Raw genomic sequence first — 12966 nt, 5'->3', positions numbered from 1 at the left:
CCCCTCACTGTCGAGATATGGCGCTCGTGGTCCTTTGCGTATACTGCGCAGATGTTTTTCCCAACGGCTTTGCGTCCGCGGTACGCCAAATGGCTGATCGCAACCGGACTCTTCCTGATGCTCGGTGGCTGTGTTGATAAACCCAACACGCTCGAGCGCGTAAAGGAGGATGGTGTGCTGCGGGTGGTTACCCGAAACAGCCCCGCCACCTACTTTCAGGATCGCAACGGTGAGACCGGCTTCGAATACGAGCTGGTGAAGCGCTTCGCCGACGATCTGGGGGTCGAGCTCAAGATCGAGACCGCCGACAACCTCGATGACCTGTTCAACCAGGTCGGCAAGCCCAATGGCCCGGTGCTGGCGGCTGCCGGTCTGGTCAGCAGCGAAGAGCGCAAGAAGCAGGTGCGCTTCTCCCACTCCTACCTGGAAGTCACCCCGCAGATCATCTACCGCAACGGCCAGTCCCGGCCAACCGATGCGAAGGATCTGGTGGGCAAGAAGATCATGGTGCTCAAGGGCAGCACCCACGCCGAACAACTGGCGCAGCTGAAACAGAAGTTTCCCGGCATCGAATACGAAGAGTCTGACGCGGTCGAGGTCGTCGATCTCCTGCGCATGGTGGATGAAGGTCAGATCGACCTGACCCTGGTCGACTCCAACGAAGTGGCGATGAACCAGGTGTACTTCACCAACATCCGGGTCGCCTTCGACCTCGGCGACGCCAGCAACCAGAGCTGGGCCGTCGCCCCGGGCGACGACAACAGCCTGCTCAACGAAATCAACGATTACCTCGACAAGGTCAAGAAGAACGGCACCCTGCAACGCCTCAAGGACCGCTACTACGGGCATGTCGACGTCCTCGGCTACATGGGCGCCACCACGTTTGCCCAACACTTGCAGCAACGCCTGCCCAAGTACGAACAGCACTTCAAGGCCTACGCCAAGAAGGAGAAAGTCGACTGGCGCCTGCTGGCGGCCATCGGGTACCAGGAGTCGTTGTGGCAACCGACGGTCACGTCCAAGACCGGCGTGCGCGGCCTGATGATGCTGACCCAGAACACCGCGCAGGCCATGGGCGTGTCCAACCGCCTGGACCCCAGGCAGAGCATCATGGGCGGCGCCAAGTACCTGGCCTACATGAAAGACCAGCTCGACGACTCGATTCAGGAGCCGGACCGGACCTGGTTTGCCCTGGCGGCCTACAACGTCGGCAGCGGCCACCTGGATGACGCACGCAAACTGGCGGCCAAGGAAGGGTTGAACCCGGACAAATGGCTGGACGTGAAGAAGATCCTGCCGCGCCTGTCGGAAAAGAAGTGGTACAGCAAAACCCGTTACGGCTACGCCCGTGGCGGCGAACCGGTGCATTTCGTGGCGAACATCCGTCGCTACTACGACATCCTGACCTGGGTCACGCAGCCGCAGCTTGAAGGCGACCAGGTCGCCGAGGGCAAACTGCTTGTTCCGGGGATCGACAAGAGCAAGCCGTCGCAGGAACCTGCACCGCTCTGACAATCACCACCAATCAAATGTGGGAGCGGGCTTGCTCGCGAAGGCAATTTATCATCCAACATCTCTGTTGGCTGATACTCCGCTTTCGCGAGCAAGCCCGCTCCCACATTGGTTTTTGTGTTCGGCTTAGGCTTTTGCGGCAGCCGCCAGTATCAGCGCCTTCATCTCCGAAACAGCCGACTTGAAGCCAACGAACAGCGCATGGGCCACCAGCGCATGGCCGATGTTCAACTCGTTGATGCCCTTGATCGCCGCCACGGCTTCGACGTTGTGATAGTGCAGGCCATGACCGGCATTGACGATCAGGCCCTGGGCCAGACCGAAGGCCACGCCATCGGCTACACGCTTGAGTTCTTCGGCGACTTCGGTCGGTGTCTCGGCATCGGCATAACGCCCGGTGTGCAACTCGATGGCTGGCGCGCCGACACGACGGGAAGCTTCGATCTGGCGCTCATCGGCATCAATGAACAGCGACACTTCGGAGCCGATCTTCGACAGACGCTCGACCGCCGCCTTGATCCGCGCCTCCTGCCCCGCCACATCCAGGCCACCTTCGGTGGTCAGTTCCTGACGGGTTTCCGGCACCAGGCAAATGTGCGCCGGGCGGATGCGCTCGGCGAACTGCATCATTTCCTCGGTGACACCCATTTCGAAGTTCATGCGGGTTTGCAGCACGTCCTTGAGCAGCAGAACGTCGCGCTCCTGAATGTGCCGACGGTCTTCGCGCAGGTGCACGGTGATGCCGTCGGCGCCCGCCTCTTCCGCGTCCAGTGCAGCCTTGACCGGGTCCGGGTAACGGGTGCCCCGGGCCTGACGCAGGGTGGCAACGTGGTCGATGTTCACGCCAAGAAGAATACGGGTGCTGGTGGTCACGGAAGCGCTCCAGAAGAAGAGAAAGTTCGGTGCACAGCATACGGTGTGATCAGGGCTTGCGAAACAGCTCGCGACTGACAAGTGGACGCCCGCCCAGGTGAACGGCCAACGCCTGGCGCATCAAGCGCTTGGCGGCAGACAGAGCGCCGGGGGCAGACCAGTCGGCTTCAGCCATGGCCAGCAATTCGGTGCCGTTGAACAGGCCCGGTTGCAACAGGTAGACACGCTCCAGCCCGGCATCCACTTGCAAACGGTAGAGGCCGTCCGGCGCGACGGGCTGATCATGAATATCAGTCGTCAGGGAAAAACCGTAGCCGAGGTCATCGAGCAAGCGCCATTCGAAGGAGCGCAGCAAGGGCTCCAGAGCACGACCTTCAGCCAGCGCCAGCAAAGTCGCAGCGTAGTGATCGAATACGCCGGGATGAGGATCTTCGGCGGGCAACAGGCGAATCAGCAATTCATTGAGGTAAAGACCGCTGAACAGCGCCTCGCCATTGAGCCAGGTGGAGATGCCAGCACTCTCCATGCGCCCGACATTCTTCAGCTCGCCCTTGCCCCGGAACTCGACTTCCAATGGCACGAACGGCCGCGCCAGTGTCCCGGCCTTGCCCCGTGCACTGCGCAACACCGCCCGCAGCCGACCTTGCGGCGTGAGGAAGTCCACCAGCGCGCTGTTTTCACGGTAGGCGCGGGAGTGCAGGACATAGGCGGGTTGGGCGGGAGGCGGACTTTGCGACATGAATTTCTCGATGAAAGAGCGCAACTTTACAAACAACCCAAAACCAATGTGGGAGCGGGCTTGCTCGCGAAAGCGGTGTAACAGTCAACATCAAAGCTGAATGTTACATCCTCTTCGCGAGCAAGCCCGCTCCCACAGTAGATCTATGTGCTGCTTGATGTTTTACAGGTCGCCGTAACCCAACGAACGCAATGCACGCTCGTCATCGGACCAGCCACCCTTAACCTTGACCCACAGGTTGAGCATGATCTTGGAGTCGAACAGCAGCTCCATGTCCTTGCGCGCCTCGGTGCCGATGCGCTTGATGCGCTCGCCCTTGTCGCCAATGATGATTTTTTTCTGGCCATCGCGCTCGACGAGGATCAAGGCATGAATGTGCAGGGTCTTGCCCTGCTGCTTGAACTCTTCGATTTCAACGGTGATCTGGTACGGCAGCTCGGCGCCCATCTGGCGCATGATTTTTTCGCGCACCAGCTCGGCGGCGAGGAAACGGCTGCTGCGGTCGGTGATCTGGTCTTCCGGGAAGAAGTGATCGTTTTCCGGCAGGTGCTCGGCAATCACACGCTCCAGCGCGTCGAGGTTGTGCCCGTGCTGCGCGGAAATCGGGATGATCTGCGCGTTCGGCAGCTGTTCCTGCAACCAGCTCAGGTGCGGCATCAGCTCGGCCTTGTCTTCGATGCGGTCGGTCTTGTTCAACGCCACGATCAGCGGGCCGGTCACGTACTGGACGCGCTCGAGAACCATCTGGTCTTCTTCAGTCCACTTGGTGCGGTCGACCACGAAGATCACCACGTCGACGTCTTTCAGCGCCGCCGAAGCGGTCTTGTTCATGTAGCGGTTCAGGGCCTTTTCGCCGCCCTTGTGCATACCAGGGGTGTCGACGTAGATCGCCTGCACATCGCCCTCGGTCTTGATACCGAGCATGTTGTGACGGGTGGTTTGCGGTTTGCGCGAGGTGATCGCCAGCTTCTGACCCAGGATGTGGTTCAGCAACGTGGACTTGCCCACGTTCGGACGGCCGACGATGGCAACATAGCCACAGCGAGTTGCGTTTGTATCAGTCATTGCCATTCTCCACACCCAGGGCAATCAGTGCTGCGGCGGCCGCTACCTGTTCGGCAATACGACGACTCACACCCTGACCTCGGCTTTTTTCATTCAGTAAGATGATTTCGCATTCGACGAAGAACGTCCGGCAATGCGGCTCACCCTGGATATCCACCACTTCGTAACGCGGCAGCTCACAACCACGGGACTGCAGGAACTCTTGCAGGCGGGTCTTTGGATCTTTGTTGGTGTCGACCAGCGTCAGACCTTCGAACTCGCCGGCCAGCCAGGCGAGCACACGCTCGCGGGCCATTTCCATGCCAGCATCGAGGTAGATCGCACCGATCAGCGCTTCGAGGGCATCGGCCAGAATCGACTCGCGACGAAAACCGCCGCTTTTCAGCTCGCCCGAGCCCAGGCGCAGGTATTCGCCCAGATCGAAACCACGGGCCAGTACGGCCAGGGTCTCACCTTTGACCAGACGTGCGCGCAAACGCGACAACTGGCCTTCGCGAGCCAGCGGGAAGCGCTCGAACAACGCCTCGCCGGCGACGAAGTTGAGAATGGCGTCACCGAGGAATTCCAGGCGTTCGTTGTTACGCCCGGCAAAGCTGCGGTGAGTCAGGGCCAGGACCATCAGTTCCTGATCCTTGAAGGTGTAGCCGAGCTGACGCTCTAGACGGCTTAAGGAGACGCTCACGGTTTACCCACGCTGAGTTCGTGGCTGGATTCCACCGCCATCGCCGTAAGTTGGCGCAGGCTTGGGACAATTAAAGCTGTGTTCAAAAATAACGTCCTGAATATCATTGTTTTCATGCCTCTGGCGCCCATTGTGCCGGCTCCAGAAATGCATTCGGCGCTGTGTTCAACAGCGCCGTGTCTGATTACTTGATCAGGCCAACCCGCGAGAAATTCGGCAGGTGGCTGAGTTTGGGTTCCGGCCAGCTCATCCAGACCGCAAAGGCCTTGCCGACGATATTCTTGTCGGGAACCATGCCCAGCAGATCCTTGGGAATGTTCGGATCATCCCAGTAGCGACTGTCGTTGGAGTTGTCGCGGTTGTCGCCCATCATGAAGTAGTGCCCGGCCGGCACGGTCCACGAATGGTCCGGCATTGCGCGGTAGCGGCTCATTTCCTTGCGGATCATGTGCTCGGCCACACCGAGTTTTTCCTTGTAGAGCTCAGCGCTGCCCAGCGTGCCCGGCTCGGAGCCGACCAGTTGCTCGGCAATCGATTGACCGTTGACGAACAGGCGCTTGTCGGCGGTGTAGCGAACCGTGTCGCCCGGCAAACCAACCACACGCTTGATGTAGTTGACATTCGGGTCGCTCGGGTAGCGGAACACCATCACATCGCCGCGCTGCGGATCACCGACTTCGATGACTTTCTTGTCGATCACCGGCAAGCGGATCCCGTAGGAAAACTTGCTCACCAGGATGAAGTCGCCGACATCCAGGGTTGGCTTCATCGAACCGGAAGGAATCTGGAACGGTTCCACCAGGAACGAACGCAGCACCAGCACGATGAACAACACCGGGAAGAACGACTTGCCGTATTCAACCAGCAGCGGCTCTTTGTTCAGCTTCTCGACCACGACCATGTCAGGCTGGCTGACGCTGCCCTGATAGGAAGCGATGGCGGCACGCCGACGCGGGGCCAGGATCAACAGATCGAGCAACGCCAACAGGCCGCAGACGAACACGGCGATGACCAGCAACAGCGGGAAATTTAGCGACATAGGACCTAACTATCCAACCTGAGCACTGCAAGGAAGGCTTCCTGTGGAATCTCCACGTTGCCGACCTGCTTCATGCGTTTCTTACCGGCCTTTTGCTTCTCCAGCAGTTTCTTCTTACGGCTGACGTCACCACCGTAGCATTTGGCCAATACGTTCTTTCTGAGCGCCTTGACGGTTGTCCGCGCCACAATCTGCCCGCCAATGGCGGCCTGGATTGCCACGTCGAACATCTGCCGCGGAATCAGTTCTTTCATCTTCTCGGTCAACTGGCGACCTTTGTAGTGCGAGTTGTCACGGTGCACGATCAGCGCCAGGGCGTCGACCTTGTCACCGTTGATCAGCACGTCCAGTTTCACCAGGCTAGCCGATTGATAACGATCGAAATGGTAGTCCAGCGAAGCATAGCCGCGGCTGGTGGATTTCAGACGGTCGAAGAAGTCCAGCACCACTTCGTTCATCGGCAGGTCGTAGGTCACTTGTACCTGGGAGCCGAGGAACAGCATGTCAACCTGCACACCACGTTTTTCGATGCACAGGGTAATGACGTTGCCCAGGTGCTCTTGCGGCACAAGAATATTGGCCCGCACGATCGGCTCACGCATGTCTTCGATCGAGGACAGGTCCGGGAGCTTCGACGGGTTATCGACGTAGATCGTCTCGCCGGTCTTGAGCAGCAGCTCGAAGATTACCGTCGGCGCCGTGGTGATCAGGTCCAGGTTGTACTCGCGCTCCAGGCGCTCCTGGATGATTTCCATGTGCAGCATGCCGAGGAAGCCGCAACGGAAGCCGAAGCCCAGTGCGTCAGAGCTTTCCGGCGTGTATTGCAGCGACGAGTCGTTCAGGGTTAGCTTTTGCAGCGCTTCGCGGAAATCTTCGAAGTCGTCGGAGCTGACCGGGAACAGACCGGCGTAAACCTGCGGCTGAATACGCTTGAAGCCTGGCAGTACATCAACGTCCGGCGTCGAGCTCAAGGTCAGGGTGTCGCCCACTGGCGCACCGTGAATGTCCTTGATGCTGGCGATGATGAAGCCCACTTCACCGGCCTTGAGGTCAGCGGTAGGGGTGTGCTTCGGGTTGAATACACCGACGCTGTCTACCAGGTGGATCTTGCCGGTGGACTTGACCAGGATCTTGTCGCCCTTCTTCACACGACCGTGGCGCACGCGTACCAGGGAAACAACACCCAGGTAGTTGTCGAACCAGGAGTCGATGATCAACGCTTGCAGCGGATCTTCGTAGTTGCCGGTCGGTGCAGGAATGGTGGCGACCAGGCGCTCGAGCACTTCGTCGACGCCCAGGCCGGTCTTGGCCGAGCACTCGACCGCATCGGTGGCATCGATGCCGATGATTTTTTCGATTTCTTCTTTAACACGGTCCGGATCGGCCTGTGGCAGGTCGATCTTGTTCAGCACGGGCATCACTTCCAGGCCCTGCTCGATCGCGGTGTAGCAGTTGGCAACCGACTGCGCTTCAACGCCTTGACCGGCATCGACCACCAGCAGCGCGCCTTCACAGGCAGCCAGCGAACGGCTCACCTCATAGGTGAAGTCAACGTGGCCGGGGGTATCAATGAAGTTCAGCTGGTAGTTGATACCGTCGCGAGCCTTGTAATACAAGGTGACGCTGTGCGCCTTGATGGTGATCCCGCGTTCACGCTCGAGGTCCATGGAGTCCAGGACCTGGGCTTCCATTTCGCGCTCGGCGAGGCCGCCACACATCTGGATGAAGCGATCGGCCAGCGTCGACTTGCCATGGTCAATGTGGGCGATGATGGAGAAATTGCGGATATGACTCAAATCACTCACGGATCAACACTCAAAAAGGCTGCAGGCATAGCCCGCCGAAAAATAGCCGGGAATTGTACCTGATCCACGGCGCAAGCGTCACGTTCGCAGGTCAGACGGTGCCTACAAAAACGCCCCGGTCTTGCGACAAGGGCGTTTTTTAACGTCAAAGCGGTCGGAAAATGCCCGCCATCAGCCTGCTCGACGCAACAGCCAGAGCCCCGCCACGGCACAAACACCCGCCGGCACCAGCACCGAAAGCAACGGCGGGAAGCCGAACACCTGGCTCGAAGGCCCCAGCAGATCCTGAACGATGCGGAAGGTGAAGCCCACCAGCACGCCGGTGAACACCCGTTGACCCAGGGTCACCGAGCGCAGCGGACCAAAGATGAAGGAAATCGCCATCAACACCAGAGCGGCAGTCACCAGCGGCTGCAACACCTTGACCCAAAATGCCAGCCAGTAGCGGCCATTGTTCAGCCCCTGGTCCGCCAGATAATGGATGTAACTCCACAGGCCACTGATCGACAGCGACTCGGGCACCATGATCACGGTGTTCAGCAACTGCGGACTCAACGCAACGTCCCAGCGCTCTTGCGGGGTCGAAACCACTTCGGTGCTGCGCTCGTGGAACAGCGTGGTCGTGACATCCGACAACTGCCAGTGATCGTTTTCAAAGTTGGCACGCTTGGCGAAACTCGCCGACAGCATGTGCCGCTCTTTGTCGAAGCGATAACGGGTCACGCCATACAGGATGCCGTTGGGTTGTACCGAGTTGACGTGAATGAACTCATCGCCCTGGCGGTGCCACAAGCCGTGCCTGGCGCTTTGTGCATCACCGCTGCCTTGGGCCAGCGAGCGATTGGCCTGCGCGGCGGTTTCAGCGGGCGGAGCGACGTACTCGCCGACCAGCACGCCGGCCAGCATCAATACCAGCATCGGCTTCATGACCGCCCAGACGATCCGGCCGATCGACACGCCGGCGGCGCGCATGATGGTCAGCTCACTGTTGCTGGCCAGGCTGCCCAGACCGATCAGGCAGCCGATCAGCGCAGCCATCGGCAGCATTTCGTACATCCGGCGCGGAGCGGTCAACAACACGTAACTCAGCACATCGACCAGGGTGTAGGTATCGCTGATTTCCCCCATCTCGTCGATGAAGGCAAACAGTGTCGCCAGACCAAGAATGATCCCGAGCACCGCCAGGATCGCCATGAACACACTGCTACCAATGTAGCGATCAAGCTTAACCACGGGCCACCTCCAGCGCGCTGCGGCGACTCGCCCTCTTCAAGCGCAAGGGTTCCCAGTAGAGCAAGCCCAGGCCGATGGACAGGAAAATCCCGTGCACCCACCACAAGCCAAACACCGCAGGGATCTTGCCCTTGTCCAGGGCACCGCGGGCGGCAATCAGAATGGTCAGGTAAGCCATATAAAGAAGAATCGCCGGCAGTAACTTGAGGAATCGGCCCTGACGCGGGTTGACCCGTGACAGCGGCACCGCCATCAAGGTCACGATGAACACCAGCAACGGCAGAGACATGCGCCATTGCAGCTCGGCGCGCATGCGAATGTCGTCACTGCCGATCAATGTACGGGTCGGCATTGCATCACGGTCGGTGACTTCGTCACTGACTTCCGGCTTTGGCAGCAACACACCGTACTCGTCATACTTGATCGCCCGGTAGTCGGCCTGCCCCGGACTACCGTCATAGCGATAGCCGTTATCAAGAATCAGGTAGCGGTTGCCGTCCGGACGAATTTCCTGGCGACCCCTTTCCGCCACCAGCACAGAAATCCCGCGATCCTTGTTATTGGAACTGATGTTTTTTTGCGAGATGAACACACCACCCAGATTGACGCGGTCATCGGACATGCTCTCGGTGTAGGTGACCCGGGTGCCGTCGCGCAAAGCCTGGAAACGCCCTGGCTCCAGGGTATCGAATTCGGTCAGGGCATCCTGCTTGTTCAGCAGCAACTGAAACTGATTGGCCCCCTGTGGCGCCAGGCTCAGGCTCAGCCACGCAACGACGAGCGCAACCAGGGTGGCCGGGAACAGCGTCATGCAAAACAGCCGCTGCTGGCTCATGCCCGTGGCCGAGAGCACGGTCATTTCGCTTTCGAGGTACAGGCGCCCGTAGGACAACAGGATCCCGAGAAACAGCCCCAGCGGCAGGATCAGCTGGAGGAAGCCCGGCAGGCGATAGCCCATGATCAGGAACAACGACCCCGGATCCAGTAGGCCCGAAGCCGCCTGGGCGAGGTATTTGATGAAGCGACCGCTCATGATGATGACCAGCAGCACGGCACTGACGGCGCTCAAGGTCAACAGAACTTCGCGGGATAGATAACGGAAGACGATCAAACCAGACACTCCAGGGTTGTCAGGCTAAGGCGGCCAAACAAGCAAACGTATCGGACAGCCCGCAAGGCAAAGCCGCCGAAAAAAGATGGCGCATTATCCTGTGATTGGGTGCGCCTGTCACTGCGCAATGCATCCCCCCCCTTGTAGGAGCGAGCCTGCTCGCGATGGTCGTCAACGATAACGCGGGGAGCCTGACACCCTGCGTCACTCTTGGGGTCTTCGCGAGCAGGCTCGCTCCTACATTCGTGCGGCCGAGGGTTGTCAGCCGCCGCTGGCGAGGTTCAAACTGCGGCCTTTGTCGCCGGTCGATCCTGGCGCCTTTCTGTTTATAAGCAATCGACGCACATAAGGTGTCGAGCGCATGCGTGATAACCATCAATTCAGGGACCCGGACATGGAACTGGTTGTAAAAAGCGTCAACCCCGAAACGTTGAAGACCGCCACTCTCGTGGTCTCCGTCGGCGAAGGCCGCAAGCTCGGCGGTGTTGCCAGACAACTCGACGAACTGAGCGGCGGCGCAATCAGCACTGTGCTCAAGCGCGGCGACCTGGCCGGCAAGGTCGGCCAGAGCCTGCTGCTGCACAGCCTGCCGAACCTCAAGGCCGAGCGTGTGCTGCTGGTTGGCGTTGGCAAGGACGACGAACTGGGTGACCGCCCGTTCCGCAAGATCATCGCCGGCATCCTCAATACCCTCAAAAGCCTGGGCGGCAGCGATGCAGTGCTGGCCCTGGATGAAGTGGTCGTCAAAGGCCGCGACAGTTATGGCAAGACCCGCCTGCTGGCCGAAACCCTGGTGGACGGCGAGTACAGCTTCGACCAGTTCAAGAGCCAGAAAGCCGAACCCCGCGCGCTGAAGAAAATCACCCTGCTGACCATCAAGGCCGCCCAGGCTGAAGTGCAACGCGCCGTGACCCACGCCACCGCCATCGCCAACGGCATGGCCTTCACCCGCAACCTGGGTAACCTGCCGCCGAACATCTGTCACCCGACCTTCCTCGGTGAGCAGGCCAAAGACCTGGGCAAAGAATTCAAGGACCTGAAAGTCGAAGTCCTCGACGAGAAGAAGATCAAGGCTCTGGGCATGGGCTCGTTCTACGCCGTCGGCCAGGGCAGCGCCCAGCCTCCGCGCCTGATCGTCATGCAATACAACGGTGGCAAGAAATCCGAGAAGCCGTACGCGCTGGTCGGCAAAGGCATCACCTTCGACACCGGCGGCATCAGCCTCAAGCCGGGTGCCGGCATGGATGAAATGAAGTACGACATGGGCGGCGCCGCCAGCGTGTTCGGTACCCTGCGTGCCGTGCTCGAACTGAAGCTGCCGATCAACCTGGTGTGCATCCTGGCCTGCGCCGAAAACATGCCGAGCGGCAACGCTTCGCGCCCGGGCGACATCGTCACCACCATGAGCGGCCAGACCGTGGAAATCCTCAACACCGACGCCGAAGGCCGTCTGGTGCTGTGCGACGCCCTGACCTACTCCGAGCGCTTCAAGCCGCAAGCGGTCATCGACATCGCGACCCTGACCGGCGCCTGCGTGGTTGCCCTGGGTTCCCACACCTCGGGCCTGCTGGGCAACAATGACGAACTGATCGGCCAACTGCTGAGCGCCGGCAAGGCTGCCGACGACCGCGCCTGGCAACTGCCGCTGTTCGATGAGTACCAGGAACAGCTGGACAGCCCGTTCGCCGACATCGCCAACATTGGCGGCCCGAAAGCCGGCACCATCACTGCGGCCTGCTTCCTGTCGCGCTTCACCAAGAACCTGAACTGGGCGCACCTGGACATCGCCGGCACGGCCTGGACCAGCGGCGGCAAGGACAAGGGCGCCACTGGCCGTCCGGTTCCCCTGCTGACCCAATACCTGCTGGACCGCGCCAAAGCCTGAAACCGTTGATGGGCGGCGGCGTCACTTTTCGGTGGCGCCGCTTGCCGCTCTGGAACCGCAATGACCAAAGTCGACTTCTATATCCTGCCCAGCGCCGATCCTTCGGCACGCCTGGACTTTGCCTGCAAGCTCACCGAGAAAGCCTGGCGCATGGGCCACCGCATCTACCTGCATTGCAGCGACGCGGCCCAGCGTGACGAACTCGATGCGCGGCTGTGGGCGTTCAAGGGCGAAAGCTTCGTGCCCCACGGCCCTGCCGACAGCGAACCTGAGGGTTTGATTGTCCTGGGGTTGGGCGATGACTGCGGTCAACATCAGGATTTGCTGGTCAATCTCGACCTGAAAGTCCCGGCCTTCGCCAACAGGTTCGCCCGGGTGGCGGAAGTGGTGGTGGAAGATCCGACGATCAGAGCGGCCGCGCGGGAGAGTTTCCGTTTCTACCGCGAACAGGGCTATCCTCTGCAAGATCACCGTTTACAGCGACTCTGAGCCTTCCAATGGACACTCCAAAACCGCTGCAACAGTCCGCGCACCTGCTGGACGACCTCGAGTCGATCCGCCAATTGCTCGGCGATGACAACCTGCAACCGCCTCTGCTGACCGACACGGTCGAGGAAGGTGATCAGGAACAGATTCCCATGTTGTTCGACGCCGTGGGCGAACCTTCGCCACCCGTCGTACCGACAACGCCTGCCCCGATCGTTGAACCCGTCACCGCGGCGACGTCGGCGCCCGCCCCCAGCAAGAACCCGGATGACTTGCTGCACCTGGACAGCGAATTGCGCGCCGCCGCGCAATTGATCATGCAAGACGTGATCGACGATTTCGCCCCGCACATCGAGACCGAAATCAAACGCCGCCTCAGTGCGCGACTGGAACGCTTGTTGAGCCAGTACAACGACTGAACAGCTTGCAGTGGGGGGCTCTTCTGTGGGAGCGAGCTTGCTCGCGATGACGATCTGTCTGGCACATCAATGCTGAATTTGCTGACCCCATCGCGAGCAAGCTCGCTCCCACACAAA

The 12966-nt window shown here is 60.2% G+C and carries 12 protein-coding genes; 4 read left to right on the top strand and 8 right to left on the bottom strand.

Annotation, left to right across the window (positions count from 1 at the left end):
• Positions 1-51: 51 nt before the first annotated feature.
• Positions 52-1512 (top strand): membrane-bound lytic murein transglycosylase MltF, encoded by a 1461-nt coding sequence (gene mltF, locus KGB29_RS09950; RefSeq protein WP_079246808.1) that lies wholly within the window; start codon positions 52-54, stop codon positions 1510-1512.
• Between the two features lie 126 nt (positions 1513-1638).
• On the opposite strand, the gene pdxJ is transcribed toward mltF, so the two are convergent.
• The 8 genes from pdxJ to lptF all read right to left on the bottom strand — a co-directional run bounded on the left by pdxJ (position 1639) and on the right by lptF (position 10059).
• Positions 1639-2385, bottom strand: a complete 747-nt coding sequence (gene pdxJ, locus KGB29_RS09945; RefSeq protein WP_008053219.1) for a pyridoxine 5'-phosphate synthase — start codon at positions 2383-2385, stop codon at positions 1639-1641.
• A 49-nt stretch (positions 2386-2434) separates the two neighbouring features.
• Positions 2435-3124, bottom strand: a complete 690-nt coding sequence (recO, locus tag KGB29_RS09940) for a DNA repair protein RecO (protein ID WP_150813633.1) — start codon at positions 3122-3124, stop codon at positions 2435-2437.
• A 162-nt stretch (positions 3125-3286) separates the two neighbouring features.
• Positions 3287-4189: a GTPase Era gene (era, locus tag KGB29_RS09935; RefSeq protein ID WP_007973959.1), complete on the bottom strand. Its 903-nt coding sequence runs from the start codon at positions 4187-4189 to the stop codon at positions 3287-3289.
• The gene (gene rnc / locus KGB29_RS09930) at positions 4182-4871 is read right to left on the bottom strand and encodes a ribonuclease III (protein ID WP_008053221.1); all 690 of its coding nucleotides are present in this window, start codon (positions 4869-4871) and stop codon (positions 4182-4184) included. The genes era and rnc overlap by 8 nt, the downstream gene beginning before the upstream one ends.
• A 184-nt stretch (positions 4872-5055) precedes the next feature.
• Entirely contained in the window at positions 5056-5910 is an 855-nt protein-coding gene (gene lepB / locus KGB29_RS09925; RefSeq protein ID WP_057716283.1) for a signal peptidase I, read from the bottom strand.
• Positions 5911-5915: 5 nt separating this feature from the next.
• Entirely contained in the window at positions 5916-7715 is a 1800-nt protein-coding gene (lepA, locus tag KGB29_RS09920; protein WP_008053223.1) for a translation elongation factor 4, read from the bottom strand.
• A gap of 171 nt (positions 7716-7886) precedes the next feature.
• Positions 7887-8948, bottom strand: coding sequence for an LPS export ABC transporter permease LptG (gene lptG / locus KGB29_RS09915; protein WP_057716284.1), 1062 nt, complete (start codon positions 8946-8948; stop codon positions 7887-7889).
• Entirely contained in the window at positions 8941-10059 is a 1119-nt protein-coding gene (gene lptF / locus KGB29_RS09910) for an LPS export ABC transporter permease LptF (protein ID WP_150813632.1), read from the bottom strand. Before lptF ends, lptG begins: the two co-directional genes overlap by 8 nt.
• A 394-nt stretch (positions 10060-10453) precedes the next feature.
• On the opposite strand from lptF, the gene KGB29_RS09905 reads away from it, so the two are divergent.
• The 3 genes from KGB29_RS09905 to KGB29_RS09895 are packed head-to-tail and all read left to right on the top strand — an operon-like array spanning position 10454 to position 12849.
• A complete protein-coding gene (locus KGB29_RS09905) occupies positions 10454-11944 on the top strand; it encodes a leucyl aminopeptidase (protein ID WP_090457748.1) in 1491 nt (496 codons plus the stop codon).
• Between the two features lie 60 nt (positions 11945-12004).
• Positions 12005-12433: a DNA polymerase III subunit chi gene (locus KGB29_RS09900; RefSeq protein WP_150813631.1), complete on the top strand. Its 429-nt coding sequence runs from the start codon at positions 12005-12007 to the stop codon at positions 12431-12433.
• 8 nt (positions 12434-12441) lie between these two features.
• Positions 12442-12849: a DNA polymerase III subunit chi gene (locus tag KGB29_RS09895; protein WP_150813630.1), complete on the top strand. Its 408-nt coding sequence runs from the start codon at positions 12442-12444 to the stop codon at positions 12847-12849.
• The last annotated feature ends 117 nt before the right edge of the window (positions 12850-12966 follow it).

Origin of the sequence: Pseudomonas sp. BF-B-30, from assembly GCF_019956305.1 — a bacterium.
GTDB lineage: Bacteria > Pseudomonadota > Gammaproteobacteria > Pseudomonadales > Pseudomonadaceae > Aquipseudomonas > Aquipseudomonas jessenii.
The sequence above is the reverse complement of the archived record's forward strand: the minus strand, read 5'-3'. Positions and strand labels throughout refer to the sequence as shown.

Bases quoted from the DNA above. Each gene is read 5' to 3' on its own strand.
- KGB29_RS09905 (WP_090457748.1), top strand. From the start codon at position 10,454: ATGGAACTGGTTGTAAAAAGCGTCAACCCCGAAACGTTGAAGACCGCC.
- lepB (WP_057716283.1), bottom strand. From the start codon at position 5,910: ATGTCGCTAAATTTCCCGCTGTTGCTGGTCATCGCCGTGTTCGTCTGC.
- KGB29_RS09895 (WP_150813630.1), top strand. From the start codon at position 12,442: ATGGACACTCCAAAACCGCTGCAACAGTCCGCGCACCTGCTGGACGAC.
- KGB29_RS09900 (WP_150813631.1), top strand. From the start codon at position 12,005: ATGACCAAAGTCGACTTCTATATCCTGCCCAGCGCCGATCCTTCGGCA.
- mltF (WP_079246808.1), top strand. From the start codon at position 52: ATGTTTTTCCCAACGGCTTTGCGTCCGCGGTACGCCAAATGGCTGATC.
- recO (WP_150813633.1), bottom strand. From the start codon at position 3,124: ATGTCGCAAAGTCCGCCTCCCGCCCAACCCGCCTATGTCCTGCACTCC.
- era (WP_007973959.1), bottom strand. From the start codon at position 4,189: ATGACTGATACAAACGCAACTCGCTGTGGCTATGTTGCCATCGTCGGC.